General features: G+C 71.5%; 26 protein-coding genes. 8 read left to right on the top strand and 18 right to left on the bottom strand.

Annotation, left to right across the window (positions count from 1 at the left end):
- Positions 1 to 176 precede the first annotated feature (176 nt).
- Positions 177 to 1637, bottom strand: coding sequence for an alkaline phosphatase PhoX (locus ACFWBW_RS08800; protein WP_385369757.1), 1461 nt, complete (start codon positions 1635 to 1637; stop codon positions 177 to 179).
- A 166-nt stretch (positions 1638 to 1803) separates the two neighbouring features.
- Positions 1804 to 3357, bottom strand: coding sequence for a hypothetical protein (locus ACFWBW_RS08805; RefSeq protein ID WP_385369759.1), 1554 nt, complete (start codon positions 3355 to 3357; stop codon positions 1804 to 1806).
- 310 nt (positions 3358 to 3667) lie between these two features.
- Here ACFWBW_RS08805 and ACFWBW_RS08810 point away from each other — a divergent pair, with 310 nt between their 5' ends.
- From ACFWBW_RS08810 to ACFWBW_RS08820, 3 genes are all read left to right on the top strand, one after another.
- On the top strand, positions 3668 to 5509 hold the full coding sequence (locus ACFWBW_RS08810; RefSeq protein WP_385369761.1) for an endonuclease/exonuclease/phosphatase family protein: 1842 nt from the start codon (positions 3668 to 3670) through the stop codon (positions 5507 to 5509).
- 59 nt (positions 5510 to 5568) lie between these two features.
- On the top strand, positions 5569 to 6048 hold the full coding sequence (locus ACFWBW_RS08815) for a GNAT family N-acetyltransferase (protein ID WP_385369762.1): 480 nt from the start codon (positions 5569 to 5571) through the stop codon (positions 6046 to 6048).
- 156 nt (positions 6049 to 6204) lie between these two features.
- A complete protein-coding gene (locus tag ACFWBW_RS08820) occupies positions 6205 to 6459 on the top strand; it encodes a hypothetical protein (RefSeq protein WP_385369764.1) in 255 nt (84 codons plus the stop codon).
- A gap of 125 nt (positions 6460 to 6584) precedes the next feature.
- Here the strand turns inward: ACFWBW_RS08820 and dapD are convergent, their stop codons facing one another.
- The 4 genes from dapD to ACFWBW_RS08840 all read right to left on the bottom strand — a co-directional run bounded on the left by dapD (position 6585) and on the right by ACFWBW_RS08840 (position 9774).
- On the bottom strand, positions 6585 to 7565 hold the full coding sequence (gene dapD, locus ACFWBW_RS08825) for a 2,3,4,5-tetrahydropyridine-2,6-dicarboxylate N-succinyltransferase (RefSeq protein ID WP_385369766.1): 981 nt from the start codon (positions 7563 to 7565) through the stop codon (positions 6585 to 6587).
- Between the two features lie 9 nt (positions 7566 to 7574).
- On the bottom strand, positions 7575 to 8687 hold the full coding sequence (locus tag ACFWBW_RS08830; RefSeq protein WP_385369768.1) for an MFS transporter: 1113 nt from the start codon (positions 8685 to 8687) through the stop codon (positions 7575 to 7577).
- Positions 8688 to 8805: 118 nt separating this feature from the next.
- Entirely contained in the window at positions 8806 to 9354 is a 549-nt protein-coding gene (locus ACFWBW_RS08835) for a TetR/AcrR family transcriptional regulator (RefSeq protein ID WP_385369770.1), read from the bottom strand.
- 96 nt (positions 9355 to 9450) lie between these two features.
- Positions 9451 to 9774, bottom strand: coding sequence for a DMT family transporter (locus tag ACFWBW_RS08840; protein WP_385369772.1), 324 nt, complete (start codon positions 9772 to 9774; stop codon positions 9451 to 9453).
- A 130-nt stretch (positions 9775 to 9904) separates the two neighbouring features.
- Between ACFWBW_RS08840 and ACFWBW_RS08845 the strand changes: the two genes are divergently transcribed.
- Entirely contained in the window at positions 9905 to 10858 is a 954-nt protein-coding gene (locus tag ACFWBW_RS08845) for a hypothetical protein (RefSeq protein WP_385369774.1), read from the top strand.
- Here ACFWBW_RS08845 and ACFWBW_RS08850 read toward each other — a convergent pair.
- From ACFWBW_RS08850 to ACFWBW_RS08900, 11 genes are all read right to left on the bottom strand, one after another.
- The gene (locus tag ACFWBW_RS08850) at positions 10845 to 12236 is read right to left on the bottom strand and encodes a DUF3616 domain-containing protein (RefSeq protein WP_385369775.1); all 1392 of its coding nucleotides are present in this window, start codon (positions 12234 to 12236) and stop codon (positions 10845 to 10847) included. The two genes, ACFWBW_RS08845 and ACFWBW_RS08850, sit on opposite strands and share 14 nt — an antisense overlap.
- Entirely contained in the window at positions 12233 to 13657 is a 1425-nt protein-coding gene (locus tag ACFWBW_RS08855) for a DUF3616 domain-containing protein (RefSeq protein WP_385369777.1), read from the bottom strand. Before ACFWBW_RS08855 ends, ACFWBW_RS08850 begins: the two co-directional genes overlap by 4 nt.
- 193 nt (positions 13658 to 13850) lie before the next feature.
- Complete coding sequence (locus tag ACFWBW_RS08860; RefSeq protein ID WP_073913993.1) at positions 13851 to 14195, bottom strand: metal-sulfur cluster assembly factor; 345 nt, start codon at positions 14193 to 14195, stop codon at positions 13851 to 13853.
- A complete protein-coding gene (gene sufU, locus ACFWBW_RS08865; protein WP_250742305.1) occupies positions 14192 to 14653 on the bottom strand; it encodes a Fe-S cluster assembly sulfur transfer protein SufU in 462 nt (153 codons plus the stop codon). The genes ACFWBW_RS08860 and sufU overlap by 4 nt, the downstream gene beginning before the upstream one ends.
- A gap of 29 nt (positions 14654 to 14682) precedes the next feature.
- Positions 14683 to 15939, bottom strand: a complete 1257-nt coding sequence (locus ACFWBW_RS08870) for a cysteine desulfurase (RefSeq protein WP_266876884.1) — start codon at positions 15937 to 15939, stop codon at positions 14683 to 14685.
- A complete protein-coding gene (sufC, locus tag ACFWBW_RS08875) occupies positions 15936 to 16703 on the bottom strand; it encodes a Fe-S cluster assembly ATPase SufC (RefSeq protein ID WP_266876885.1) in 768 nt (255 codons plus the stop codon). Before sufC ends, ACFWBW_RS08870 begins: the two co-directional genes overlap by 4 nt.
- Before the next feature lie 7 nt (positions 16704 to 16710).
- Positions 16711 to 17028, bottom strand: a complete 318-nt coding sequence (locus tag ACFWBW_RS08880) for a bifunctional 3-phenylpropionate/cinnamic acid dioxygenase ferredoxin subunit (protein WP_250742308.1) — start codon at positions 17026 to 17028, stop codon at positions 16711 to 16713.
- Positions 17028 to 18206 carry a Fe-S cluster assembly protein SufD gene (sufD, locus tag ACFWBW_RS08885; protein WP_385369780.1) on the bottom strand — a complete coding sequence of 393 codons (1179 nt, stop codon included), beginning with the start codon at positions 18204 to 18206 and terminating at the stop codon, positions 17028 to 17030. Before sufD ends, ACFWBW_RS08880 begins: the two co-directional genes overlap by 1 nt.
- A gap of 59 nt (positions 18207 to 18265) precedes the next feature.
- Complete coding sequence (gene sufB / locus ACFWBW_RS08890; protein ID WP_328297992.1) at positions 18266 to 19681, bottom strand: Fe-S cluster assembly protein SufB; 1416 nt, start codon at positions 19679 to 19681, stop codon at positions 18266 to 18268.
- Entirely contained in the window at positions 19678 to 20454 is a 777-nt protein-coding gene (locus tag ACFWBW_RS08895; RefSeq protein ID WP_385369783.1) for a helix-turn-helix transcriptional regulator, read from the bottom strand. Before ACFWBW_RS08895 ends, sufB begins: the two co-directional genes overlap by 4 nt.
- 101 nt (positions 20455 to 20555) lie before the next feature.
- On the bottom strand, positions 20556 to 21350 hold the full coding sequence (locus ACFWBW_RS08900) for a formate/nitrite transporter family protein (RefSeq protein WP_385369785.1): 795 nt from the start codon (positions 21348 to 21350) through the stop codon (positions 20556 to 20558).
- 130 nt (positions 21351 to 21480) lie between these two features.
- Between ACFWBW_RS08900 and ACFWBW_RS08905 the strand changes: the two genes are divergently transcribed.
- From ACFWBW_RS08905 to ACFWBW_RS08920, 4 genes are all read left to right on the top strand, one after another.
- Positions 21481 to 22407 carry an ABC transporter ATP-binding protein gene (locus ACFWBW_RS08905; RefSeq protein WP_385369787.1) on the top strand — a complete coding sequence of 309 codons (927 nt, stop codon included), beginning with the start codon at positions 21481 to 21483 and terminating at the stop codon, positions 22405 to 22407.
- Positions 22404 to 23171: an ABC transporter permease gene (locus ACFWBW_RS08910; protein ID WP_385369789.1), complete on the top strand. Its 768-nt coding sequence runs from the start codon at positions 22404 to 22406 to the stop codon at positions 23169 to 23171. Before ACFWBW_RS08905 ends, ACFWBW_RS08910 begins: the two co-directional genes overlap by 4 nt.
- A gap of 79 nt (positions 23172 to 23250) precedes the next feature.
- Positions 23251 to 24387, top strand: a complete 1137-nt coding sequence (locus ACFWBW_RS08915; RefSeq protein ID WP_385369791.1) for a hypothetical protein — start codon at positions 23251 to 23253, stop codon at positions 24385 to 24387.
- 25 nt (positions 24388 to 24412) lie between these two features.
- On the top strand, positions 24413 to 25384 hold the full coding sequence (locus ACFWBW_RS08920; RefSeq protein WP_385369862.1) for a heme A synthase: 972 nt from the start codon (positions 24413 to 24415) through the stop codon (positions 25382 to 25384).
- A 43-nt stretch (positions 25385 to 25427) separates the two neighbouring features.
- Here ACFWBW_RS08920 and ACFWBW_RS08925 read toward each other — a convergent pair whose 3' ends face one another.
- Positions 25428 to 26546: an amidohydrolase family protein gene (locus ACFWBW_RS08925; RefSeq protein WP_385369793.1), complete on the bottom strand. Its 1119-nt coding sequence runs from the start codon at positions 26544 to 26546 to the stop codon at positions 25428 to 25430.
- Positions 26547 to 26671 lie beyond the last annotated feature (125 nt).

Genomic DNA, 26671 nt, shown 5'->3' on the forward strand with positions numbered 1-26671 from the left:
GGGGGGGGGGGGGTTTTGGCAACGCGAAAGAACGAAACAACAAAAAAAAAAAAAAAAAAAAAGGAAAAAAGAACAAACAGGAACCCCCCCCTCCCCCAAGCCTCCTCCCCCCTCTTCTCATGTCCACCGCCCATGTCCGCCGCTCATGTCCACCGCTCATGTCCGCGGCCGGAGGGTCAGCGCCGGCGCCGCCACGGCCCCGTGATGGCCAGCATGACGCCCGGGTCCTGGATGTTGGCGAACAGCGTCCGCCCGTCCGGCGAGAAGCAGATGCCGGTGAACTCCGAGTACTCCGGCTCCTCGGCCGTCCCGATGTTCATCTCGTTGCGGGCCAGCGGGTACGTGCGCCCCGACTCGGTCGCGCCGAAGAGGTGCTGCAGCCCCGAGCCGTCCTCGGCGATGATCAGGCCGCCGTACGGGGAGACCGTGATGTTGTCCGGGCCGTCGTACCCGCCTTCCACCGACGGGTCGGCGTTCACCCCGAGCAGGACCTGCAGCCGCACCGTGCGCCGCTTGGGGTCGTAGAACCACACCTGGCCGTCGTGGGCCGCGCCCGGGCTCTCCTCACGGGCGTAGGAGGAGACGAAGTACGCGCCGCCGTCGGCCCACCACATGCCCTCCAGCTTGCGCGCGCGGGTCACGGCCGCCTCGCCGAACTGCTTGCGCACGGCCACGGTGCGCGCATCGCGGTCCCGGACCGGCACCCAGTCCACCCCGTAGGTGGTCCCGATCTTCGTCGCGCGCGAGAGGTCGTCGACGAACAGCCCGGCGCTGTCGAAGCACTTGGCGGCCGCCAGCACACCGGCGTCGTCGGCGAGGGTACGGAGCTTGCCGCGCCCGTGGCGGAAGCCGCTCGGCGGGGTCCAGCGGAAGAGCAGCCCGTTGGGGTTGGAGGCGTCCTCGGTGAGGTAGGCGTGGCCCTGGCGCGGGTCGATGACCACGGCCTCGTGGTCGTAGCGCCCGAACGCCTTGACCGGCTTCGGGCCGAGGTTGGCGCGGCGGTCGTGCGGGTCGACCTCGAAGACGTAGCCGTGGTCCTTGGTCATCCCGTTCTTGCCGGCGAGGTCCGAGTTCTCCTCGCAGGTCAGCCAGGTGTCCCAGGGGGTGGAGCCGCCCGCGCAGTTGGTCGACGTACCGGAGATGCCCACCCACTCGGCGACCTCGCCGCCGCGCCGGACCTCGACGACCGTGCAGCCACCGGCCGCGGCCGGGTCGTAGACGAGGCCCTCGGCGAGCGGGACGGGGTGCGTCCAGTTCGTGCGCGGGCCCTTCAGCTCGTGGTTGTTGACGAGGAGGGTGACTCCCCGGTGGCCTTCGAAGGCGGCCGTGCCGTCGTGGTTGGACGGGGTGCTTTCACCCGAGTCGAGCACGGTGACACCGCTGTGCGTGATCACGCGGTACGCGAATCCGGCGGGGAGGGCCAGAATGCCGGCCGGGTCGGAGACGAGCGGTCCGTAGCCGGGACCGTGCCCGTGGCCGTGGTCGCCATGACCCTGCTCGCGGTCGGCGTCCAGTGTGCCGTCGTCCGCGGCGAGGGCCCCGGGAGCGGTGGCGAGTGCACCGACCGTCCCGGTGAGCGCGACTCCCGCACCCGCGAGTGCGGTGCGGGTGGTGAAATCTCTGCGGCTGAGCGGCATCGGGTCTCCAGGGGTGGGGAGGTGGTGCGCCTGTCGTGCGGTCGTCGGCGCACACGCTCCCGCCCGCACGTGAACGCCGACTGAACTACCCGGAAAAACGAACCGACCCCTTGACCGGTGTCCGCGTTGGCCGAGTCCCTTTCGGGAACGGCCGGTTACCAACGCCTCATACGCCCCGGGAACGCGCCTTGAACGCGGCCTTCCGGGCCTCCTTGGCGGCCTTCTTGTCGGGGTGCAGCCGCCCCATCGCCTCCAGCACGTGGGCCGTCGCCGGGTGCTCCACCCGCCAGACCTGCTCGAAGAACCCGGCGTGATGGGCGGTCAGCGATTCGATCAGGAGCGGCAGCTCCGCCTCGGCGCCCTCCCCGCCCTCGGCTCCCCCGCCGCTCCCGCCGCCCGTGGCGAGCTGGGCCGCGATCGTGTCGACCGTCAGCCAGAACACCATCTCCTCGTCCGGCGCCGGTACGTCGGCCACCCCGCGCTCGGCCAGCCAGACCCGGGCGAGTCCGCCGAGCTCCGCGTCGTCCAGTACCGCGCGGACGGCCGGCTCGGCCTCCGCTCCGGCCGGCGCGAGGGCCTGCTGGCAGCGCAGCCGGCGCAGCGGGCCGCCCGCGTCGGCGCCGCGCGCCGCGGCGAGCAGTTCCGCGGCGGCCTCGGGTACGGGGCGGCCGGCCAGCCATTCCTCGATCTCGGCCTGGGCGGCGGCCTCGGAGTAGTGGGAGACCACGTCGAGCAGTACGTCCGCGCCCTTGTCGGCCAGTTCGCCGACGGCCGGGGCCTCGACGCCCGCCTCCAGCATGCGCGCGCGGATCCCGTAGAGCCCGAGCGGGGTCAGCCGGACCAGCCCGTACCGGGAGACGTCCTCCTCGTCGGGAGCGGAGCCGGTGCCCGCACTCGCACTCGCACTCGCACTCGCGAGGAACTCCTCGTCCTCGGCCTCCGCCATCAGCTCCTCGTCGACGGGGCGGAACTCGACCAGCCCGATCGGCTCCAGCTGCCGGAACTGGTCGTCCAGGCGCATCATCGCGTCCGAGACCTGTTCCAGTACGGCGTCGGTGGGGTCGCCCATGTCGTCCGGCACCACCATCGAGGCGGCGAGCACCGGCAGCGGCACCGGGCCCTCGGCCGTGCCGCCTTCGGCGACGGTGAGCAGGTAGAGGTTGGCGAGGACCCCGTCGAGGAAGTCGGCCTCGCGGCGCGGGTTCCAGTCGAGCTGGTCGAAGTCGATCTCGCCACCCGCGTCGAGGGCGTCCACCAGGTCGTCCAGGGCGGGCACCGCCGCGTCCGCGAGCACGGTGTCCAGGGCGGCCAGCCACAGGTCGAGCACGTCGCCGGGGGTTCCGCCGGTCACCAGCGCCAGGTCCTCACCGGGCTCAGCGGTGCCGAACTCCCCCTCCTCCCCGTCCGCTTCCCCGTCCGCGGAGCCGCCCTCCTCCGGTTCGGTGACGTCGACGAGGCCGGTGTCGACGGCCACCCGCCAGGCCTGGCTCGCATGGGCGGCGGAGTCCTCGTCGGCGGGGTCGAGGCCCAGCAGGGCCACGGCTTCGGGCAGTTGCCCGGGGACGAGCTCGCCACCGGTGTCCACGCGGGTGTCCGGTCCGGCCCAGCGGGCGAGGCGCACGGCGCGGGCGAACAGCGGGGCGGCCAGGGCGTCGCGGGCCAGCTCCGCGTCGGGGAGCAGCCGTACCGGCGGCAGCGTGGGGTGCGAGTCTGCGGGCATGGGACGGTTCTCCTCGCGGGCACGGGGTGTTCGGGCACGGGATGTTCAGGTACGAGATGTTCAGGTACGGGGTGTTCAGGTACGGGATGTTCGGGCGCGCGCGGTTCGCGCGGGCCGGATACGCGTGGTGCGGTGGTCTACGGCGCCCCAGAGTAGACGCATTTCGGGCGGTCCCGGCGGCCCCTCCCCTTTGGTTCATCCCACAGTCAACCTCTGTCTTCCCTGTAGGGCTTGACAACTTTGCCGGGCACGAAGGAAATTGACGCGCGTAGATATCTGCTTCCTCCTCCACACACCGGAGTTCCCGCCCATGCGCTCCTCGCATCCCCGTTCCGCCGCCGTCGCGGCCCTCGTCGCCACCGCGCTGGCCACCGGCCTGCTCGCGGGCACCGCCGACGCGGCCGAAGGCGCCGCGTCCGCCGATCCGATACGCATCCACGACATCCAGGGCACCACCCGGATATCCCCGCTGGTCGGCAAGCAGGTCGCCGGTGTCGCGGGCGTCGTCACGGGCGTTCGCACGTACGGTTCGCGCGGCTTCTGGATCCAGGACCCGGACACGGACGACGACGACGCCACCAGCGAGGGCGTGTTCGTCTTCACCAGCTCGGTCCCGACCGTCGCCGTCGGCGACGCCGTCACCGTCTCCGGCCTCGTCGGCGAGTACATCCCCGGCGGCGTCTCCTCCGGCAACCAGTCGGTCACCCAGATCTCCAAGCCCGTCGTGACCGTGGTCTCCTCCGGCAACGCCGTCCCCGAGGCCACCGCCGTCAACGAGTACTCGGTCCCCTGCGCGTACGCCCCGGAGGGCGACCCGGCCGCCGCCGGCAGCGTCAACGGCCTGACCCTGGAGCCCTCGCGCTACGCCCTGGACTACTACGAGTCCCTTGAGGGCATGAACATCGCGATCGGCACTTCGCGCGTGGTCGGCGCCACCGACCCGTACGCGGAGCTGTGGGTGACCGTGAAGGGCTGGGAGAACAACACCAAGCGCGGCGGCACGCTCTACGGCTCGTACGAGTCCCAGAACACCGGCCGCCTCCAGATCCAGCAGCTCGCGCCCCTCGCGCAGCAGCCGTTCCCGGTGGCCAACGTCGGCGACAAGCTGACCGGCCGCACCGAAGGCCCGCTGGACTTCAACCAGTTCGGCGGCTACACCCTGGTGGCCCGCACCCTCGGCACGGTCACGGCGGGCACCCTCGCCCCGGAGAAGACCAAGCCGCAGGCCGAGAAGGAACTCGCGGTCGCCACGTACAACGTCGAGAACCTCGACCCGTCCGACCCGCAGGAGAAGTTCGACAACCTGGCGAAGGCCGTCGTCGAGAACCTCGCCTCCCCCGACATCCTCGCCCTGGAGGAGATCCAGGACGACAACGGCGCCAAGAACGACGGCACGGTCTCGGCCGAGGCCACCCTGACGAAGTTCACCGCGGCCATCGCGGCGGCCGGCGGCCCGGCCTACCAGTGGCAGACCGTCGACCCGGAGGACAAGAAGGACGGCGGCGAGCCCGGCGGCAACATCCGCCAGGTGTTCCTCTTCAACCCGGCGCGGGTCTCCTTCACCGAGCGCGCCCCGGGCGACGCCGTGACGGCGACCGTCGTGGTCAAGGAGAACGGCAAGGCCGCCCTGACCCACTCCCCGGGCCGGATCGACCCGGCGAACCCGGCGTGGGTCGACAGCCGCAAGCCGCTGGCCGGCGAGTTCGTCTTCCGCGGCAAGACCGTCTTCGTGATCGCCAACCACTTCGGCTCGAAGGGCGGCGACCAGGGCCTGACCTCCTCGACCCAGCCTCCGGTGCGCTCCTCCGAGGCCAAGCGGCTGCTGCAGGCGCAGGCCGTGAACGGCTTCGTGAAGGACATCCTGGCGGTCGAGAAGAAGGCCGCCGTCCTCGTGGTCGGCGACATCAACGACTTCGAGTTCTCGGACACGACGAAGGCGCTGGAGGACGGCGGGGCGCTGTACGCGGCGATCAAGTCGCTGCCGAGGCCGGAGCGCTACTCGTACGTCTACCAGGGCAACTCGCAGGTCCTCGACCAGATCCTGACGAGCCCGGGCATCAAGCAGTTCACCTACGACAGCGTGCACATCAACGCGGAGTTCGCGGACCAGAACAGCGACCACGACCCGCAGGTCGTGCGCTTCCGCCCGTAGCGGCGGCGCCGAAGGGGCCGGGCCGCACCGCCGCCCGGCCCCTTTGGCATGATCCCGGCATGATCTTCCGCACCGCAAGGCGTCAGGACCTGCCCGCCGTACTCGCCCTGCTGGCTCAGGACGACGACCCGGCCGCGGCCGGGGTCCAGGCCGGGGCTCCCGCTCCCGAACCGGTCTCCGAGCCGGTCTCCGAGGCCCACGAGCTGGCCTTCGCCGCGATCGAGGCGGACCCGCGCAACGAAATGCTGGTCCTGGAGGAGGACGGGCTCCTCCTCGGCTGCCTGCAGCTGACGTACGTTCCCGGACTCGGCCAGGGCGGGCGGGAGCGGGCCCTCGTGGAGGCCGTACGGATCCGCGCGGACCGGCGGGGCGGGGGGCTCGGGGCCCGCCTGATGGAGCTGGCCGCGGACCGGGCCCGCGAGCGCGGCTGCGGCCTGATGCAGCTCACCAGCAACAAGCGGCGCACCGCCGCGCACCGCTTCTACGAGCGGTTGGGCTACGCCCGGAGCCACGAGGGCTTCAAGCTGCCGCTGGCCTGACCGGGACCGGCGGTGGGACGGGCCGGCGGAGCCAAGGAAGGGACCTTTGGCCCTGGCGTGACGCTCAGCACATCCCTACCCATTCGGGCGGTTCTGGTGTTGAGTGTCCCCACGCCCGATCTTGTACCGCACTCCAGCACTCCTTTGGAGGACCGCGTGTTCCCCTCCATCTCCCTCGCTCAGGAAATCGGCATCGCCGTCCTGCTCGTGGCCGCCGCCGTCTGGCTGATCGGCCTCGGCCACATGCTGTGGGACAGCCGTTTCCACCACCCGGAGCCAGGCGCCTTCGAAGGCCTCTCGATCATCCCGGCCCAGCGCGGCGTCTCCGTCCACCCGATGGAGTCGGTGGAACTGACCGAGGCGGAGCAGCAGGCCTTCGCCGGCCTGGTCCGCACCATCCCCCTGCGCTGACGCCGCCGCGCGGAGCCGCGTAGGCGAGCCCCTCCCCCGCTCGGGGCGGGAGGGCGCTCACCACGCACGGTGCCCTCCCACCCCGTCGGGGTGGGAGGGCACTGGTACGACGGGACCGGGATCGGTCAGTTGTGGCTGTGGAGGACCTCGTTCAGGCCGCCCCAGGCCGCCTTGTACGGGCGGGCCTCGACGGCGCCGGAGACCGAGTTGCGGCGGAAGAGGATGTTGTTGGCGCCCGAGAGCTCCAGCGCCTTGACGATCTGGCCGTCCGGCAGGGTGACGCGAGTGCCCGCGGTCACGTACAGGCCCGCCTCGACGACGCACTCGTCGCCCAGCGCGATGCCGACGCCCGCCTCGGCACCGATCAGGGTGCGCTCGCCGATCGAGATGATCTGCTTGCCGCCGCCCGACAGGGTGCCCATGGTGGACGCGCCGCCGCCGATGTCGGAGCCGTCACCGACCACGACGCCCGCGGAGATCCGGCCCTCGACCATGGAGGTGCCCAGGGTGCCGGCGTTGAAGTTGACGAAGCCCTCGTGCATGACGGTGGTGCCCTCGGCGAGGTGCGCACCGAGGCGGACCCGGTCCGCGTCGGCGATGCGCACGCCCTTGGGGGCGACGTAGTCCGTCATCCGCGGGAACTTGTCGATCGAGGTGACCTGGAGGTGCAGGCCCTCGGCGCGGGCGTTCAGGCGGACCGTCTCGACCTGGTCGATCGCGACCGGGCCCAGCGAGGTCCAGGCGACGTTGGCCAGCAGGCCGAAGACGCCGTCCAGGTTCTGGCCGTGCGGCTTGACCAGGCGGTGGCTGAGCAGGTGCAGGCGCAGGTACGCGTCGTGCGCGTCCAGCGGCTTGTCCTCCAGGGAGGCGATCACGGTGCGGACGGCTACGACCTCGACGCCGCGGACCGCGTCCTGGCGGATCGCCTTGGGCGCGGTGGCGCCCAGCAGCTCCACGGCCTGTTCGGCGGTGAGGCGCTCGGTGCCGGCCGGGCCGGGCTCGGCGACCAGCTGGGGGGCGGGGAACCAGGTGTCGAGGACGGTGCCGTCGGCGGCGATGGTGGCAAGTCCGGCGGCGACGGCGCCGGTGGTACGCGTAGCAGTCATGCCCGAAACCTAACCGGCGACGGCCCGCGGTCGCGAACCGGTCTCATGTGCCGGGCGCTCGCGTCGCCGCGTCCCGCGCGAGCCCATGACCAGGACGGTCCCGCCCGCGGCTGCGCCGAGTACCGCGCACAGCGGCCACAGCAGGCCCGGCGCGGCGTCGTACAGGGCTCCGCCGAGGGGCGCGGCGAGGACGACACCGCTGACGGAAACGCCCGCGTAGAGGCTCTGGAACCGGCCGATGGCGTGCTCGGGCGGCTCGTCCGCGACGTACGCCGTGGCGGTGGTCTTGTAGAGGATCTCGCCGAGGGTGAGCAGCAGCATCATCGCGACCGCGGTCAGGACGCCCACTCCGAGCGCCGGCATCGCGTAGCCGCCGCCCACCAGCACGAGCCCGGTGCTGATGATGTGCAGCGGGGAGCGCCGGCGCAGGGCGAGGGCGGCGGGCCGCGCGCGCAGCTCGCGCCACAGGCCCCCGCGGCCCTGACCCCCGTCCGGGGCCGCGGGAGGCCTGGTGGCTGCCCGGGCCGGGACGACCCGGGCGGTCCAGAGGGCGAAGAAGAGCGTGCCGAGGCCGTCCGCGACGAAGAGCCAGTCGTAGGAGAGCCCGGTCGCGATGAGGGCCCCGATGGGTGAGCCCACCGCGAAGCCGGCGTTGGACATGAAGCGGGTGAGCACGAAGGCCTGGCGCCGGGAGCCTTCCGGCACGGTGCCGGCGACCAGCGCGGAGTTGGCGGCGCGGACCACCCCGGAGGCGTACTGCGCGAGCGGCAGGACGAGGACCAGCAGGCCGGTGGAGACCACCGGCAGGGCGACGAGGGCGACTCCGCCGAGCGCGGAGGCGGTGAGCAGCACCCGGCGGTGGCCGAAGCGGTCGCCGTACCAGCCGCCGGTGAAGCTCCCGGCGACCAGCCCGACGCCGCCGATGCCGACGATCAGGCCCGCCTGGGCGGCGCCCAGGCCGCGCGGGCCGGTCAGGTAGAGGAAGACGAAGACGAAGGTGAAGCTGACGACGGCGTTGACGAGGATCCCCGCAGCCAGCAGCCACACAACCCTCGGTACGTCCTTGAATCCCTGCAGCGAGGCGAGCGTGGCCCGCCGCCCTCGCGGCGGTCCGCGGCGCATAGCCCGCCGGGGGTCGGGGGCCGGGCGTCGGGGCCGCGCCCCGGGCCCGGCCGCCGTCAGGCCCGGCCGCCGTCAGGCCCGCCGCCCTCAAGCCCGGCCACCACCAGACCCTGCCGGGTCAGACCCGCAGCACCCGCCGCAGGATCTCGCGGGCGTACGCCTCGTCGTACTCCGCCCCCGCCAGCAGGACCTGCAGGCTGATCCCGTCCATCACCGCCACCAGCGCCCGCGCCGTCGCCGGGTCCACCCGGCCGGACAGGGCGACGGAGACGGCCTCGCACCATTCGGCCGCCACGGGGCGCAGCACCGGGCGGCGCAGGGCGGCCAGGTAGAGCTCGTACTCCAGCTCCGCCCGCGCCCGGTCCGCCCCCAGGAACTCGCCCAGCAGGACGGCCAGGGCGCCCGCCAGGTCCGCGCCCGGATCGGCCAGCGCCGGTGAGTCCGCCACCGCCCGGGCGAAGCCCTCGTTGGCCTGCCTCAGCGCCGCGACCAGCAGGTCGTCCAGGCTCTTGAAGTGGTACGTCGTGGAGCCGAGCGGTACGTCGGCCTCCGCGGCCACGCTGCGGTGGCTGAGCCCCGCGATGCCCCGGGCGCCCACCACCCGGATCGCCGCGTCGATGATCCGGCCCCGCCGGTCCGGGTCGTAGCGGCGCACCGAGCCGGCCATCAGCGGACGGCTCCCGTCACACGGGCGGCGGGCGGCTGACAAGGCATGCGTACGACAGTACACAGGGAGCGCGCAGGGCCGGCGCCACCACCGGCGTCAGTGCGTCGTCCCCCCGAGGTTCAGCAGCACGACCCCGGCGATCACCAGCGCGATACCGCCGATCTTCGCGGCCGTCGCCGCCTCCCCCATGAAGATCATGCCGATCGCGGCGATCGCCGCCGTGCCCACGCCCGCCCAGATCGCGTACGCCGTCCCGACCGACATCGACTTCAGCGTCTGCGCGAGCAGCGTGAAGGCGATGACGTAGCCCACCAGCGTGATCAGCGAGGGCCACAGCTTCGTGAAGCCCTCGCTGAACTTCATGGCGGTGGTTCCGGCGACCTCTGCGACGATCGCGGCGGCGAGCAGTATGTAGGGCATGCGTACGACTGTACACATCGTTATGGACGCTCGTACATATCAGCGTGTCCCCGGGACTTCCCCGGCTCCGGCCGCTACGGTGTCCGCGCCGCGGCACCGAGGCGCGCGCACCGGGGGACGGGAGATCCGCATGGCCCAGCACGGGACGTGGCGCGGGACTCGGCACGGAACGCAGCACGACAGCCGGCAGCCGGCAGGGCCGTGGACCCCCTGGAGCGGCGGCTGGCTGCCCCCGCAGCCTCCCCGGCCCGGGGTGGTATCCCTGCGGCCGCTCACCCCCGGCGAGATACTCGGCGGCGCCTTCGCCGCCCTCGCCCGGTACGGGGTCCGCCTCGCCACCGCCATGCTCCTCGGCCAGCTCTGCGCCCTGCTGCTGGTCGCCGCGGCCGCCGCGGCGGCCCTCGCGCTGGACGCCCGGCCCGTCGCCGCCCTCGTACCCGCGGCGGCCCTGGCCACCCTGCTGACCTGCGCCCTGGCCTCCGCCCTGACGGGGGCCGTGCTCCGCCCGGCGGTACTCGGCCGCCCCGCCACGGCCCGTACGCTGCTGCGCGCCGCCCGCCCCCGCTTCGCGGCGGTCCTCGGCACCCAGCTCCTGGTTCTCGGCGCCGTGGCCGGACCGGGCGCCGCCGTCCTGGCCGCCGGGCTGCCCCCGCTCCTGGCGGCGGCCACCCTGCCGGCGGCGCTCGTGCCCGGGGTCCTGTTCGCGCTCGCGCCCACGGTCGCCGTCCACGAGACTCTGGGCCCGCTCGCCGCCCTGCGCCGCTCGGCCCGCCTGGTGCGCGGGGCCTGGTGGCGCACGCTCGGCCTCACCGCCCTCGCCGCCGCGATCGCGCTCGCAGCGGCGTACGCCGTCCAGCTGCCCTTCGCGTTCGCCGGGGCGCTCAGCCTGATCCCGGCGGTGGACGGCGGCTTGGTGCACGCGATCCTCACCGCACTCGGCGGGATGGTCGCGCAGACGCTGCTGCTCTGCTTCCCACAGCTCACCGCCGGCCTGCTCTACGCAGACCGGCGGTTGCGCCGCGAGGACCTGGCGGCAGAGCTCACCAGGCAGTCGGCGCAATCAGGGGAGCTCAGTTCAGCGTGAACCAGGCCGCGCGGGACTTCTTCCACTCCGGGTGGGTGAGGTCCTTGGCCTCGGTGCCGTCCCCGTACAGATCGGCGGAGCCGCTGTCGGTGATCAGCTGCACCCGCGCGCCCGCGACCGACAGGTCGGGAACCGCCACGATGGCCTCCCAGCCGCCGGGGTCGGTGGTCGGCAGGTCGGCACGCTTGACCGGGGCGTGGCCCGCGATCCCGTCCCACTGGTAGAGGGCGTAGGGGTCGGAGTTGTCGTCCGCGGCCCAGGAGCCGGCGAGGATCAGGTACTGGTCGGCGGCGTTCTTGCGGATGTCACGGATCGCGAGCCCGCCGAGGTCGAGCTCGATGCCGGCGCCGAAGGTGGCCTTGGTCCCGCTGGAGATCACCTTGTCGAAGTTGGTCACCGGCATGACCAGCGCCTTGCCGCCGATGACCGCCGGGGCCAGCGGGGCACGGAAGCCCAGGTAGGCGGTGGTGGTGGAACCCGGGGCGAACTCCAGGCCCTCCACGTTGAACCCGTCGATCTGCTTCGGCGCCTCACCGGCGGCCGTACCGGCGGCGAAGCCGTAGCGGTTGCCGTTCGCCGTGTCCCAGGCGACCAGGTCCTCGCGGAGCTTCTTGTACGAACGCCCGTACGCGAGCTGCGCGGTGGCTCCGGAGCCGCTCAGCGTGGTGGTGAACACCGTGTTGCGGGGCGCCTTGTACTCGCCGTCCTTGTTGTTGCCCAGCGAGCCCGTCCAGTAGACGGTGTTGCCGATCAGGGTCGCGCCCTCGATGTCCACCTCCTTGGTGACGCCGAGCTGCGAGCTGAAGTCCCAGGTCCTGACCGGGGCCGCGGAGCCCGCCCGGTCGTACAGGCGCAGCACGTTGCTCTCGTCGTCGGCGACCACCGTGTAGCCGCCGCCGACGTCCACGGCGGCCGAGGAGTCGGAGGCACCGGTGAAGTAGCGCGCGTCGGCCGGGTTCTGCACCGCGGCGGAAGCGGCGAAGTACAGCGTCTTGGTGGCGGTCTTGCCGCCCAGCCCGGTCACCTTCACGGTGAGGTTGGTGTAGCCGCGGCCGCGCGCGGTCACGGCCAGCTGCCGTACCGCACCGGTCCCGGTGACGCTCACGTCCCCCGTGCCGGCGACCGAGGCCTTGCTGGACGCGGAGGCGCTGACGGTGAGCGCGGAGACGTCCGCGCCGCTCTGCGCCACGGTCACGTTCACCGTCGGGTCGCCCGTCGCGCCGACGGCCCCGGACAGGTAGGAGGCGGACAGCGCGATGGTGGGCGTGCCGTACGTCACCGCCTGCGCGGGCATCGTCGTGGCGGCGATCAGCAGCGCGGCGATGCCGGCGGCCCCGAGATACGTCGTCTTCATCGTCTTCCCATGCTGCGTGTTCATCGGTGACCTCCGCGAATCGGGCCGAGCGCGAACCATCCGGACCGGGACTTCTTCCACTCCGGGTGGTCGAGGTCCTTGGCTTCGCCGCCGTCCCCGTACAGGTCGGCGGAGCCGCTGTCGGTGATCAGCTGGACGCGGGCGCCGGGGAACCGCAGGTCGGGTACGGAGACCACGGCTTCCCAGCCGCCGGGGTCGGTGGTCGGCAGGTCGGTCCGCTTGACCGGGGCGTGGCCCGGGACGCCGTCCCACTGGTAGAGGGCGTAGGGGTCGGAGTTGTCGTCCGCGGCCCAGGAGCCGGCCAGGATCAGGTACTGGTCGGCGGCGTTCTTGCGGATGTCACGGATCGCGAGCCCGCCGAGGTCCATCTCGATCGCCTCGCCGAAGACCGGCTCGGCCGCGCCGGCCACGACCTGGTCGATGTTGGTGACGGTCACCACCAGTGCCTTGCCGCCGGGGACGGCGGGCGCCAGCGGGGCGCGGAAGCCCAGGTAGGCGGTGGTGGTGGAACCCGGGGCGAACTCCAGGCCCTCCACATTGAACCCGTCGATGCTCTTGGGGATCCGGCCGGCCGCCGTGCCCGCCGTGAAGCCGTAGCGGTTCCCGTTCGCCGTGTCCCAGGCGATCAGGTCCTCGCGCAGGCCCTTGTAGGCGGAACCGAAGACCATCTCGGTGTCGGCGCCCGTCCCGGTGAGCCGGGTGGTGAAGACGGTGTTGCGCTCGGCCTTGTACTTGCCGTCCTTGTTGTTGCCGAGCGAGCCCGTCCAGTAGACGGTGTCGCCGACGCGGGCTGCCGCCTCTACGTCGGCTTCCTTCTTGATGCCGAGCGCGGGGCCGAGGTCCCAGGTCTTCACGGGGGCGCCCGAGCGGGACCGGTCGTACAGGCGCAGCACGTTGGTCTCGTCGTCGGCCACCAGCGCGTAGCCGTCGCCGACGTCCACGGCGGCCGAGGAGTCGGCGGAGCCCGTGAGGTAGCGGGTGGTGAGGGCGCCGGTGGCCACCCGCGCCGAAGCGGCGTAGGAGAGGGTGGTCGTGGCCGTCCTGCCGCCGCGGCCGGTCACCCGGAGGGTCAGGTCGGTGTAGCCCTGGGCCCGCGGGCGGACGGTCAGCTCGCGGTCGCCCTCCCAGGTCCGCGCGATGCGCACGTCGCCGGGCCCGGCGACCGCCGGGTTGCTGGAGGAGAGGACCTCGACCTTGAGGAAGGCGGCGGGCATGCCCTCCTGGGCGATGTCCACGGTGACGCCCGGGTCGCCGATCGCGCCGACGGCCCCGGACAGGTAGCCGGCGGAGAGCGCGATGGTCGGTTCGGCGGCGGTTTCCTGGGCGGCGTGGGCGGGCGCGGTCAGTCCCGCGGCGAGCAGGGCGGCGGCCCCGGCGGCTCCCACGGCACCGAGGCGGCGTGCCGGCGACAGGCGAACGGTCAACGGAGAGTCCTCTCGTGTGCGCCGTCACGTCGTGACGGCCGTCGAGAAGATTCGGCCACCGTGGCCAACTCCCGGTGCACGCGGCCCGTCCGCCGGGAAAACAGAGGACCCCCGGCACACCCGTGCCGGGGGTCCTGCGTTCACTCGGCCGTCGGACGGCCGTCGTGCGGGGTCTTGCGGGGATGGGCGTCGATCAGACGTTGAATCCGAGCGCGCGCAGCTGCTCGCGGCCGTCGTCGGTGATCTTGTCCGGGCCCCACGGCGGCATCCAGACCCAGTTGATGCGCAGTTCGCTGACGATGCCGTCCGTAGCCGACTTCGCCTGGTCCTCGATGACGTCCGTCAGCGGGCAGGCCGCCGAGGTGAGGGTCATGTCGAGGGTCGCGATGTTCGCGTCGTCGACGTGGATCCCGTAGATCAGGCCCAGGTTGACGACGTCGATGCCCAGCTCGGGGTCGACCACGTCGTAGAGGGCCTCGCGGACCTCTTCCTCGGTGGCCGGCTTGATGGACGCCTCGGGCGTCGCGTTCTCGGTCATGCCGTCTTCCTCTCGGCGTCGCCCAGTGCCTGGGCGGTCGCGTCCTTCCACGCCATCCAGCTCAGCAGGGCGCACTTCACCCGGGCCGGGTACTTGGAGACGCCGGCGAACGCGACCGCGTCCTCCAGCACCTCCTCCATGGCCTCGTCGGGCTCCAGCTTTCCCTTGGACTGCATCAGCTCCAGGAAGACTTCCTGGATCTTCCGCGCCTCGCCCAGCTCCTTGCCGACGAGCAGCTCGTTCAGTATCGACGCGCCGGCCTGGCTGATGGAGCAGCCCTGGCCCTCGTACGAGATGTCCGTGAGGGTCTCGCCGTCGTACTTCACGCGCAGGGTGATCTCGTCACCGCACGTCGGATTGACGTGGTGCACCTCGGCGTCGCCGTCGCGCAGGCCACGCCCGCGCGGGTGCTTGTAGTGGTCCAGGATCAGTTCCTGGTACATGGATTCCAGCTTCACTGCGCCCTCGTCGCCTTCGTCGCTTCGTCTTATCCGAAGAAGTTCCGTACGTGCTCCAGCCCGTCGATCAGTGCGTCGACCTCGGCCGGAGAGGAGTACAGGTAGAAAGACGCTCGCGTCGTCGCCGGAATTCCGTACCGGAGGCAGACCGGGCGGGCGCAGTGGTGTCCCACGCGGACCGCGATGCCCTGCTCGTCCAGTACCTGGCCGACGTCGTGCGGGTGGATGTCACCGAGCGTGAACGAGATCGCGGCGCCGCGGTCCTCGGCCGTGGTCGGGCCGATGATGCGCAGGTCCGGGACCTCCGCGAGGCGCTTGATCGCGTACTCGGTGATCGCGTGCTCGTGCGCGGCGATCTTGTCCATGCCGATCGCGGTCAGGTAGTCCACGGCCGCGCCGAGGCCGACGGCCTGGGCGATCGGGGGCGTACCGGCCTCGAACTTGTGGGGCGCCGGGGCGTACGTCGAGGAGTGCATCGAGACGGTTTCGATCATCTCGCCGCCGCCCAGGAAGGGCGGCAGGTCCTCGAGCAGCTCCTGGCGGCCCCAGAGGACGCCGATGCCGGTCGGGCCGCACATCTTGTGGCCGGTGAAGGCCACGAAGTCGGCGCCGAGCGCCTGCACGTCGAGCGGCATGTGCGGAGCGGCCTGCGAGGCGTCGATCAGCACCAGCGCGCCGACCTCCTGCGCGCGCCGGACGATGGCCTCGGTCGGGTTGACCGTGCCCATGATGTTGGAGACCAGCGTGAAGGAGACGATCTTCGTCTTCTCCGTGATGACCTCTTCGATGTTGGACAGGTCGAGCCGGCCGTCGTCGGTGAGGCCGAACCACTTCAGCTTCGCGCCGGTGCGCTGCGAGAGCAGCTGCCACGGGACGATGTTGGAGTGGTGCTCCATCTCCGTGATGGCGATCTCGGTCTCGCGGTCGACCCGGTAGGGCTCGTCCGCCCAGCCGAGCATGTTCGCGACCAGGTTGAGCGACTCCGAGGCGTTCTTGGTGAAGATCACCTCGTTGCGGCTCGGCGCGTTGATGAAGGCGGCGACCTTGTCGCGAGCGCCCTCGTACAGCGCCGTGGCCTCCTCGGCGAGCACGTGCACGCCGCGGTGGACGTTGGCGTTGTGCTGCTCGTAGTACTCGTTCAGCGCGTCGAGCACCTGGCGCGGCTTCTGCGAGGTAGCAGCGTTGTCCAGGTAAACGATCTTCTTCCCGTCGTGGACCACACGATCCAGAAGGGGGAAGTCCTTGCGGATCGCCTCGATGTCGAGGAGGCCAGGCAGCTGTGTCACGCGGTCGCGCCACCCTTCGTGCTGTAGGACTCGTAGCCTTCCGCCTCCAGCTTGTCGGCGAGCTCGGCGCCGCCGGACTCGACGATGCGGCCCTCGGAGAAGACGTGGACGAAGTCGGGCTTGATGTAGCGCAGGATCCGCGTGTAGTGCGTGATCAGCAGGGTGCCGGTGTCGCCGGTCGCGTGGACGCGGTTGACGCCCTCGGAGACCTGGCGCAGGGCGTCGACGTCGAGGCCGGAGTCGGTCTCGTCGAGGATCGCGATCTTCGGCTTGAGGAGCTCCAGCTGGAGGATCTCGTGGCGCTTCTTCTCACCGCCGGAGAAGCCCTCGTTGACGTTGCGCTCGGCGAAGGCCGTGTCCATCTGGAGCTGCTCCATCGCGGACTTGACCTCCTTCACCCAGGTACGCAGCTTCGGAGCCTCGCCGCGGATCGCGGTGGCCGAGGTGCGCAGGAAGTTGGAGACCGAGACGCCGGGGATCTCGACCGGGTACTGCATCGCGAGGAACATGCCGGCGCGGGCGCGCTCGTCGACGGACATCTCCAGGACGTCTTCGCCGTCCAGGGTCACGGTGCCCTTGGTGATGGTGTACTTCGGGTGACCGGCCAGCGCGTACGCGAGGGTGGACTTGCCGGAGCCGTTCGGACCCATGATGGCGTGCGTCTCACCCTGCTTGATGGTGAGCTCGACGCCCTTGAGGATCTCGCGGGCGCCGTTCTCGGCCTCGACGGAGACGTGCAGGTCGTGGATTTCAAGCGTTGCCATGGATACCTCAGGACTCCTGGGTGAGGGAGACGAGCACGTCGTCCCCTTCGATCTTTACGGGGTATACGGGGACGGGGCGCGTCGCGGGCAGGCCGGACGGCTTGCCGGTGCGCAGGTCGAAGGCCGAGCCGTGCAGCCAGCATTCGATCATGCAGTCTTCGACCTCGCCCTCCGAGAGGGAGACGTTCGCGTGCGAGCAGATGTCGTTGATCGCGAACACCTCCCCCTCGGCGCGCACGATGGACACCGGCGTGCCGTCGAGCTCGACCCTCTTGGGGGCGTTCTCCTCGAGCTCGCTCAGCGCACAGGCCTTGACGTAAGTCATCAGACGGAACCCTGAAGCTCGGTCTCGATCTTGGCGAGCAGGCGCTCCTCGATGTCGTCGACACCGATCTGCTGGACGAGCTCGGCGAAGAAGCCGCGCACGACCAGGCGGCGGGCCTCGTCGGCCGGGATGCCGCGCGACTGCAGGTAGAAGAGCTGCTCGTCGTCGAAGCGACCGGTCGCGGAGGCGTGGCCTGCGCCGACGATCTCGCCGGTCTCGATCTCCAGGTTCGGCACCGAGTCGACCCGCGCGCCGTCCGTGAGGACGAGGTTGCGGTTCATCTCGTAGGTGTCGGTGCCCTCGGCGGTCTTCTCGATGAGCACGTCACCGATCCAGACGGCGTGGGCGTCCTGGCCCTGGAGCGCGCCCTTGTAGACCACGTTCGACTTGCAGTGCGGGGCCTTGTGGTCGACCAGGAGGCGGTGCTCCTGGTGCTGACCGGCGTCCGTGAAGTACAGGCCGAAGAGCTCGGCCTCGCCGCCGGGGCCCGCGTAGTTCACGCGCGGGTGGAGGCGTACGACGTCTCCGCCGAAGGTGACCACGATCGACTTGAAGGTCGCGTCGCGGCCGATCAGGGCGTTGTGCTGGGAGCAGTGGACGGCGGTGTCGTCCCAGTCCTGCACGGAGACCACGGTGAGCTTGGCGCCGTCGCCGACGAGGAAGTCCACGTTGGCGGCGCGCACGCCGTCACCGGTGTGGTCGATGACCACGACGGCCTCGGCGAAGGCCTTCACGTCGAAGACGGTGTGGCCGAAGGTGGTGCCGCCCTCGCCGTGCAGCGTGACGCGCACGGGCTCGGTGAGCACTGCCTCCTTGGGCACGGTCACGACCGTGGCCTTGGCGAAGGACGAGAACGCCTGGGCGGCGATCCGGTCCACCGGGGTGCCGGCCTTGCCGATGCGCGCGTCGCCGCGCTCCACGGACTCGATCGTGACCACGTCGGGCGCGTCGATCTGGGCCTTCATGGTGCCGTTGGCGACCGCGGTGCCGTCGTGCAGACCCCCCAGGCGGGCGAGCGGCGTGAAGCGCCACTCCTCCTCGCGGCCGTTGGGCACGGGGAAGTCCGCCACGTCGAAGGACGGGGGGGCACTCATCCGGGTGGCGACGGTGGACTCGGCGGCCACCGCGATCGCGCCGGCGGTGGTGGAACCCGCCGGAATGTTCTGAGCCTCAGCCATGGCTGTCGTGTTGCTCTCTTCCTTAAAGAATCTGCTGCGGGACGTCTGGCGGGCCGGGACTAACCGACCGAGCCTTCCATCTGCAGCTCGATCAGCCGGTTCAGCTCCAGCGCGTACTCCATCGGCAGCTCACGGGCGATCGGCTCGACGAAGCCGCGCACGATCATCGCCATGGCCTCGAACTCCGTCAGACCGCGGCTCATCAGGTAGAAGAGCTGGTCGTCGGAGACCTTGGAGACGGTCGCCTCGTGGCCCATGGACACGTCGTCCTCGCGGACGTCCACGTAGGGGTAGGTGTCCGAGCGGGAGATGGTGTCGACCAGGAGCGCGTCGCACAGCACGTTGGACTTGGAGCCGTGGGCCCCCTCGCCGATCTCGACCAGACCTCGGTACGAGGTGCGGCCGCCGCCTCGGGCCACCGACTTCGAGACGATGTTGGAGGAGGTGTTCGGCGCCATGTGGACCATCTTGGAGCCGGCGTCCTGGTGCTGGCCCTCGCCCGCGAAGGCGATGGAGAGGGTCTCGCCCTTGGCGTGCTCGCCCATCAGGTAGACGGCCGGGTACTTCATGGTGACCTTGGAACCGATGTTGCCGTCGATCCACTCCATGGTCGCGCCCTCGTACGCCACGGCGCGCTTGGTGACCAGGTTGTAGACGTTGTTCGACCAGTTCTGGATCGTCGTGTAGCGGCAGCGGCCGCCCTTCTTCACGATGATCTCGACCACGGCGCTGTGCAGCGAGTCCGAGGAGTAGATCGGGGCGGTGCAGCCCTCGACGTAGTGGACGTAGGCGTCCTCGTCGACGATGATCAGCGTCCGCTCGAACTGGCCCATGTTCTCCGTGTTGATACGGAAGTAGGCCTGGAGCGGGATGTCCACCTTGACGCCCTTGGGGACGTAGATGAACGAGCCGCCCGACCACACGGCGGTGTTCAGCGAGGCGAACTTGTTGTCGCCGACCGGGATGACCGTGCCGAAGTACTCCTGGAAGAGCTCCGGGTACTCCTTGAGCGCGGTGTCCGTGTCGAGGAAGATGACGCCCTGCTCCTCCAGGTCCTCACGGATCTGGTGGTAGACGACCTCGGACTCGTACTGGGCGGCGACACCGGCGACGAGGCGCTGCTTCTCCGCCTCCGGAATGCCGAGCCTGTCGTACGTGTTCTTGATGTCCTCCGGCAGGTCCTCCCACGAAGCGGCCTGCTTCTCGGTGGAACGCACGAAGTACTTGATGTTGTCGAAGTCGATGCCCGAGAGGTCGGAACCCCAGTTGGGCATGGGCTTCTTGCCGAACAGCTTGAGGCCCTTGAGACGGAGGTTCAGCATCCACTCCGGCTCGGACTTCTTCGCCGAGATGTCGCGGACGACCTCCTCGGACAGGCCTCGCTTGGCGACCGCACCGGCCGCGTCGGAGTCGACCCATCCGTATTCGTAGGTGCCCAGGCCATCGAGCTCAGGGTGAGCAGTCTCCGTGGTCATGCGGGGTTCCTCCCGGCCGTACTTGCAGATACTGATGTGTCGGTCTGTGTGGCGCCTGCGGCGACGCCGTTCCCACTGCGTGGAATGAACGTCGTGCACACCCCGTCGCCGTGGGCGATCGTGGCGAGACGCTGCACATGCGTCCCGAGCAGGCGGGAGAAGACCTCGGTCTCCGCCTCACAGAGCTGCGGGAACTGCTCGGCGACGTGCGCGACCGGGCAGTGGTGCTGGCAGAGCTGTTCACCGCTGTGCGGACCGGGAGCGCTCTTCGCCGTAGCAGCGTACCCGTCTCCGGTCAACGCCCTGGCAAGGGCCTCGGTGCGCTGCGCCGGGTCGGCCGCTTCCACGGCTTCGCGATAGGTCTCCGCCTGCGCCGTCAGCCTGGCCTTCGCGAAGGCGGCGACGGCCGCCTCGCCCTGCTCCCCGCCCCCGGCGGCCTGCGCGATCCAGCGCATGGCGTCGGCGGCGAGAGAGTCGTAGGACTGGTCGAATGCGTCCCGACCGCAGTCGGTCAGCGCGAAGACCTTGGCGGGCCGACCTCGGGTCCGCGCACCGTACACGCGCTGCTCACGGGGTTCGACGACGTCGTCGGCGACGAGCGTGTCGAGGTGGCGGCGAACGGCGGCCTGGGTAAGGCCGAGGCGCTGGGCGAGGTCGGCGACGGTGGAAGGACCGTGGTCCAGGATCGACCGCACGACCCGGTTGCGGGTTGACCGCTCCCCGGTCGCGAGTTCGCCCTGGGGGGCCTCGCTCATCCGTTCGCCGTATTTCACAACGCCATTGTTGCGTAATTAGTCGGGCCCCGACAAGCCGTGATGGAGGCCACCTCTGGTGGCCTCCATCACTAAGGGTTACCTTATTTATCTACGGAGCGTTAAGCGGAAGTCGACTCTCCGGCTTCCCGCAGGGCCCCGCCGGTGAACCAGTACACGGCTCCCACCAGCAATCCCCCGCCCACGATGTTCCCGGGCACGGTGAACATCAAATTGCGGAAAAGATCACCGAACCCGGCTGAGCCATCCAGGATCGCGAGGCTGAAAACAGCCATGTTCGCTACACAGTGTTCGAATCCGACGGCAACAAAAACAGCCACGGGCAGCCACAGGACGAAAATCTTGGCCGCATCGCCGCGGGCCCGGGTGAACATCCAGATGGCCAGGCAGACCAGCATGTTGCACAGGACCGCTCGCCAGAACAGCTGCCCGCCGCTCAGCGCCATCTTCCCGTGCACCATCTCGGTGAGCATGGACCGCGCCGAGGCCGAGGAGACCACGCCCGAGGCGTGCACCATCGCGCCGAAGGCGAAGGCACCGGCCAGGTTCCCGGCCAGCGAGAGCACCCAGGACAGGATCAGGTCCCTGGGGCCGGTCCGCCCGGAGAGGGCACCGACCAGCATCACCATCACGTTGCTGGTGAAGAGCTGGGCGCCGGCGAACATCACGATGGTCAGGGCGATCGGGAAGACCGCACCCTCCAGCAGCTTCACGGCCGGCGAGCCCTTGGCCACGAACGGCGAGATCGCGACCAGGAGCAGCACCTCGCCGATGGCGATGTAGGCGCCGGCGAGCATCGCCGACACGAAGTAGCGCGGCGGATGCCCGAGGTCATGGGCCTTGTGCTCGGCCTGCCCCGAGGTGGCTTCGACGTTCTGAGCGATGCTGTTCACCATTCGACGTTAGGGTCGGGCCCGGTCCCCGGACGGACGATAAAGTCACGAGTACGCAGGTCCGTGACCCTTCGGGGGCAGGACCTACGGCCCCACCCCGGGCACCTCCCACGGCTCCGTAGACTCACTCCCCATGAGCAACGACCCCGCCGTGGAAATCCGCGGACTGGTGAAGCGGTACGGCCCCAAAACCGCGGTGGACGGCCTGGACCTCACCGTCCGGAGGGCCTCGGTCACCGCAGTCCTTGGTCCCAACGGCGCGGGCAAGACGACCACTGTGGAAACCTGCGAGGGCTACCGCCGCCCCGACGCCGGATCCGTCCGCGTCCTCGGCCTCGACCCCGTGGCGCAGGCCGGGTCCCTGCGCCCGCGCATCGGCGTGATGCTCCAGTCCGGCGGCGTCTACTCGGGCGCCCGGGCCGTCGAGATGCTGCGCCACATGGCCAAGCTCTACGCCGACCCCCTGGACGTCCCCACCCTGGTGGAACGCCTCGGCCTCGGCGGCTGCGGCCGCACCCCCTACCGCCGGCTCTCCGGCGGCCAGCAGCAGCGCCTGGCCCTCGCCATGGCCGTCGTCGGCCGCCCCGAGCTGGTCTTCCTGGACGAGCCGACCGCCGGCCTCGACCCCCAGGCCCGCCGCGCGACCTGGGAACTCGTACGGGAACTGCGCGCCGACGGGGTCTCGGTCGTCCTCACCACGCACCACATGGACGAGGCCGAGCAGCTCGCGGACGAGGTCGCCATCGTCGACGCCGGGAAGGTCATCGCCCACGGCACCCCCGAGGCGCTGTGCCGCGGCGGCGCCGAGAACACCCTGCGCTTCACCGGCCGCCCCGCGCTCGACGTCGGCTCCCTGCTCAAGGCCCTGCCCGACGGCACCCAGGCCGCCGAGCTCCTCCCCGGCGTCTACCGGGTCACCGGCGACGTCGACCCCCAGCTGCTGGCCACCGTCGCCTCCTGGTGCGCGCAGAACGGGGTGATGCCCGACAGCCTCTCGGTGGAGCGGCACACCCTCGAAGACGTCTTTTTGGAACTCACGGGCAAGGAGCTGCGCGCATGAGCGCCGGTACGTTCACCCCCCGCCCGGGGGCCGCGCCCGTGTCCCGCATGATCCTGGCGCAGACCGCGCTGGAGACCCGGATGCTGCTGCGCAACGGGGAGCAGCTCCTGCTGACCGTGATCATCCCGGCGCTGCTGCTGACCCTCTTCTCCGCCGTCGACATCGTGGAGACGGGGGCGGAGAAGTCCGTGGACTTCCTCGCCCCCGGCATCCTGGCGCTGGCGGTGATGTCCACCGCCTTCACCGGCCAGGCCATCGCCACCGGCTTCGACCGGCGCTACGGGGTCCTCAAGCGGCTCGGGGCCTCCCCGCTGCCGCGCTGGGCCCTGATGGCCGCCAAGACGCTGTCCGTGCTGGTCACCGAGGTACTGCAGATCGCGCTGCTGACGGTGATCGCCTTCGCCCTGGGCTGGTCCCCGCACGGGAACCCGCTGTCCGTCGCCGTGCTGATCCTGCTCGGCACCGCCGCCTTCTCCGGGCTCGGCCTGCTGATGGCGGGCACCCTCAGGGCGGAGGCCACCCTGGCCGCCGCCAACCTGGTCTTCCTGCTCCTGCTGGTCGGCGGCGGGGTGATCGTGCCGATGGACAAGTTCCCCGGCGCGGTCCAGTCCGTCCTCGGCCTGCTCCCGATCTCCGCACTCTCCGACGGGCTGCGCGAGGTGCTCCAGCACGGGGCCGCGCTGCCCTGGGGCGACGCTGCGATCCTGGCGGTCTGGGCCGTACTCGGTCTGGGCGCGGCCGGGAAGTGCTTCCGCTGGGAGTGAATCCCTTCCCCCGAGCGTTGCCACGGCAGGAGGATGGGCGCCTCCACAGGGGAGCGCACCACAGACGCCGGGGGGCGGCATGGCGCAGCGGGAGGCCGTTCTGCGGCTGGACGAGCAGTGGGCACGGATCCGGTCGGGCGCGGCGCACGCGGAGCCCGCGGAGGCCGACGCCCTGCTGGCCGAGCTGATCGGAGCCCTGCGCGAACCGGCCCGCGCCGACGCCGAGTGCGCGGCCCGGCTGGGTCTGCGCCTCGGCGACCTGGCGGCCCGCCGGTTCGCCGGCGGGGACCGGGCCGGGGCCCTGTCCGCCATCGAGGAGGGGCTGCGGTTCTCGCAGCAGGCGGCCGGGCACGCAGCCGAGTACGCCCGCTGGTACGCCCGGGGCCTGATCAATCAGGGGGTCTGGCTGTCCTGGCCCCTCAGTGACGGGGAGCGGCTGCCGAAGCACCCGCTGGGCCCCGGCTCCGAGAGCGGCCCGAGCGCCATGGAGCGGGCCGCGGGCGAGCGGGCCCGGGACCTGACGCGCGGCGCGGTGGAAGTGTGGGCGGCCCTGGACCAGGGGGATCCGGTCAATCAGCGGGGCCTCGCCCAGGCGAAGGTGTTCCTCGGTGACCGGCTCGCGGAGCTGGGCCTGGCCGAGGAGTCCGTGGCCTGGGCGGTCGACGCGGAGGGCTCCTTCCGGCGGCTGCTGCTCGCCGATCCCGGCTCCGAGGAGTCGCAGGAGGCCGAGGAGGCCCTGGACCACATCGGCCGCCAGCTCGAACTGCGGCTGCGCTTCCTTTCCTTCGCCTCCCTGGCCGGTCTGCGCACGCGCGGGCTGCTGCCCGAACGGCTGCTGCCCCAGGCCGTGGTGGCCGCCCGGATCCAGGGCGTCCCCGAGGCGGAGATCGCCGTCCGGCTGGGCCTGGAGGCCGACCAGGTCCACACGATGCTGGAGGTGACCCCCTGGGTCGCGGTCTGGCGCGTCGAGGTCCGCGACTCCGACGGACTGTGGAACGTACAGTCACATCCTTGGCACAGCGGGGCGGAAGTCAGAAATAGGACAGCGGAGGACGTAGGCGCCGAATTGGTGCAGGGGTTCGCAGCCTCGGCCGACTACCCGGGCGAGGCCGCGCATTGGCGGATCCGCGTCTGGTGGCATACCGAAGGCGACCCCGCCGGGGCCCGGTTCCGGCTGGCCGTCGGCCCCGACGCGGCGGCCGCCACCCCCTCGTGAAACTTTGCACAAGTGTCCGCGTACGATAAGCGCCGTGTTGACCCCCCTCGCATATCTCGCCCGCCGCTGGACGCCGTCACCCCGGACCGTCCGGCGGGCCGCGCTCGCAGCGGTGCTCATGAGCGTCGTCATCGTCGTCACCGGCGGCGCGGTGCGGCTGACCGGATCCGGTCTCGGCTGCGACACCTGGCCCAAGTGCACCGACGACAGCCTGATCGTGACCCAGGAGCAGGGCTTCCACGGCGTCATCGAGTTCGGCAACCGCATGCTGACGTACGTGCTCTGCGCGGCCGTTGGCTGGGCGATCACCGCGGCACGCTGCGCCAAGCCGTGGCGCCGCTCGCTGACCCGGCTCGGCTGGCTCCAGTTCGCCATCGTGATGGGCAACGCGGTCCTCGGCGGCATCACCGTGCTGACGGGTCTCAACCCCTACAGCGTGGCCGGGCACTTCATGCTCGCCACCTCGCTGATCACCGTGACGACGATCACCTGGCAGCGCACCCGCGAGGGTGACGGCCCGGCCCGGCCGCGCGTGCCCGCTCCGGTGCGCAAACTCTCGTGGGCGCTGCTCGCGGCCACCGTCGTGCTGATCGCGGCGGGCACGGTGGTCACCGGTTCCGGTCCGCACGCCGGGGACAGCAGCGAGATCAAGCGGATGCCGTTCGACTGGTCGGCCACCGCCCACGTCCACGCGGTCTCCGCCTGGGTGGTGTGCGCGCTCGCCGTCGCGATGTGGCTGGTGCTGCGCGTGGTCGACGCCCCCGTGGACACCCGGGCGCGCGCCCGCGACCTGCTGATCGTGCTGCTCTCCCAGGGCGCCATCGGCTACGTCCAGTACTTCACCGAGGTGCCCGAGGCCCTCGTGGCGGCCCACATGCTCGGCTCCTGCCTGGTGTGGATCTCGGTGGTCCGGGTGGCGCTGAGCCTGCGCGAGCGCCCGTCCGTGCAGGACGGGGTCCCGGCCCGGGACGACGACGCCCGGCTCTCCGCGGTCTGACCCACCGACCCACCGGAGGCCGGCCTCTCGCCGGCCCCGCTCGTCAGCCCCGTTCGTCCAGCCGGTAGACGCGGCGGGCATTGCCCGCCGCGACCATCGCCGCCACCCGCTCCGCGTCCCGCCAGGACCAGGAGCCGTCGGCGCCCCAGCCGCCGAGCACCCGGCCGAGGGCTTCCCGGAAGAGCAGCGCTCCCACCGCGTGCAGTTCGGGCAGTTGCCGTCCGCCGCCGGAGAACATCAGCTTCCCGAACGGCGCCGTCTCCAGGCACTCCGCCAGTACGGCGGCCGCGCGCGCCCCCGTGGGCCCCAGCGCCGCGCCGAGGTCGGCGTGTACGTGCGGGAAGGCAGCGGCCAGCCGTGCGGCCTGCCGGTGGTGGGGGTACCCGCCGAGCAGGACCAGCCGCGCTCCCAGGCCTCCGGTCGCCCGCATGAACCCGGTCAGCCGCTCCGGCTCCCCCGATTCCCCGCCCGTGTGCAGTTGGAGGGGCAGCCCGGCGGACACCGCGCTCCACGCCAGGTGCCGCAGGAGTACGGGATCCCGTACGGCCCCGCCCCTGGCCCGCGCGGCCAGCCAGCGCCCGGCCGCGCCCCGCACCTCGCCCGGACCGGGCGGCTCGGGCGCGGCTTCGAGGGCCGCTCCCCAGGCCCGGGCGGCGACGCCTCCCGCTCCGGCCCCGCAGGTGAAGGCCACGGCGCCGGCGGCGGCATGGTGGACGGCCCCGGCGAGGTTGGCCAGGAAGGCGGCCACGCTCCCGGAGGTGTCCGCCGCCTGCTCGGCCAGCAGCTCCGGCCGCACCAGCTCGAAGGCCTCGGCCTCGCCGGCCAGGGACAGCTCCTTGGGCGTGGTGAGGTCCCCGGGCACCCCGGTGTCGACGAGCCGGGCGCCGACCCCGCAGCCGCGCAGCAGTCGCCGGGTCGTCTCGGCCGCGCCGAGTTCGCGCCGCCGGGCGAGGTAGCGGACGGGGGCGCAGTGCGGTTCGAGCCCGAGCAGCGGCGGGCACCAGCGGCGCACCGCGAAGCCGGTCTGGGTGTCGAAGAAGGTGGTGCCGGCGGCGGGCGGGCCGGCCGAGGGGATGAGCTGGGCCTCGAAGGTGGCGAGGCCGAGCTCCGTGCGGAGCACTCCCTGGCAGTACTGGTCCACCAGGGGCGGCGTTTCGATCATCCGGGCATCCCGTTGCGGACGTGAGGAAGGGGCTTCCACACGTCCTAACGGGTGAGCGGGGTGTGAGGTGTTGCTCGCGCTGTTGACCGAGCGGGTGACGCGGGAACGATCAGGCCAATGATCAA

Source organism: Streptomyces sp. NPDC059957 (assembly GCF_042730015.1).
Classification (GTDB): domain Bacteria; phylum Actinomycetota; class Actinomycetes; order Streptomycetales; family Streptomycetaceae; genus Streptomyces.

Coding starts and splice junctions, on each gene's coding strand:
- ACFWBW_RS08800 (WP_385369757.1), bottom strand. CDS start 1,637: ATGCCGCTCAGCCGCAGAGATTTCACCACCCGCACCGCACTCGCGGGT.
- ACFWBW_RS08805 (WP_385369759.1), bottom strand. CDS start 3,357: ATGCCCGCAGACTCGCACCCCACGCTGCCGCCGGTACGGCTGCTCCCC.
- ACFWBW_RS08810 (WP_385369761.1), top strand. CDS start 3,668: ATGCGCTCCTCGCATCCCCGTTCCGCCGCCGTCGCGGCCCTCGTCGCC.
- ACFWBW_RS08815 (WP_385369762.1), top strand. CDS start 5,569: ATGATCTTCCGCACCGCAAGGCGTCAGGACCTGCCCGCCGTACTCGCC.
- dapD (WP_385369766.1), bottom strand. CDS start 7,565: ATGACTGCTACGCGTACCACCGGCGCCGTCGCCGCCGGACTTGCCACC.
- ACFWBW_RS08830 (WP_385369768.1), bottom strand. CDS start 8,687: ATGCGCCGCGGACCGCCGCGAGGGCGGCGGGCCACGCTCGCCTCGCTG.
- ACFWBW_RS08835 (WP_385369770.1), bottom strand. CDS start 9,354: ATGGCCGGCTCGGTGCGCCGCTACGACCCGGACCGGCGGGGCCGGATC.
- ACFWBW_RS08840 (WP_385369772.1), bottom strand. CDS start 9,774: ATGCCCTACATACTGCTCGCCGCCGCGATCGTCGCAGAGGTCGCCGGA.
- ACFWBW_RS08845 (WP_385369774.1), top strand. CDS start 9,905: ATGGCCCAGCACGGGACGTGGCGCGGGACTCGGCACGGAACGCAGCAC.
- ACFWBW_RS08850 (WP_385369775.1), bottom strand. CDS start 12,236: ATGAACACGCAGCATGGGAAGACGATGAAGACGACGTATCTCGGGGCC.
- ACFWBW_RS08860 (WP_073913993.1), bottom strand. CDS start 14,195: ATGACCGAGAACGCGACGCCCGAGGCGTCCATCAAGCCGGCCACCGAG.
- sufC (WP_266876885.1), bottom strand. CDS start 16,703: ATGGCAACGCTTGAAATCCACGACCTGCACGTCTCCGTCGAGGCCGAG.
- ACFWBW_RS08880 (WP_250742308.1), bottom strand. CDS start 17,028: ATGACTTACGTCAAGGCCTGTGCGCTGAGCGAGCTCGAGGAGAACGCC.
- sufD (WP_385369780.1), bottom strand. CDS start 18,206: ATGGCTGAGGCTCAGAACATTCCGGCGGGTTCCACCACCGCCGGCGCG.
- sufB (WP_328297992.1), bottom strand. CDS start 19,681: ATGACCACGGAGACTGCTCACCCTGAGCTCGATGGCCTGGGCACCTAC.
- ACFWBW_RS08900 (WP_385369785.1), bottom strand. CDS start 21,350: ATGGTGAACAGCATCGCTCAGAACGTCGAAGCCACCTCGGGGCAGGCC.
- ACFWBW_RS08905 (WP_385369787.1), top strand. CDS start 21,481: ATGAGCAACGACCCCGCCGTGGAAATCCGCGGACTGGTGAAGCGGTAC.
- ACFWBW_RS08910 (WP_385369789.1), top strand. CDS start 22,404: ATGAGCGCCGGTACGTTCACCCCCCGCCCGGGGGCCGCGCCCGTGTCC.
- ACFWBW_RS08915 (WP_385369791.1), top strand. CDS start 23,251: ATGGCGCAGCGGGAGGCCGTTCTGCGGCTGGACGAGCAGTGGGCACGG.
- ACFWBW_RS08925 (WP_385369793.1), bottom strand. CDS start 26,546: ATGATCGAAACGCCGCCCCTGGTGGACCAGTACTGCCAGGGAGTGCTC.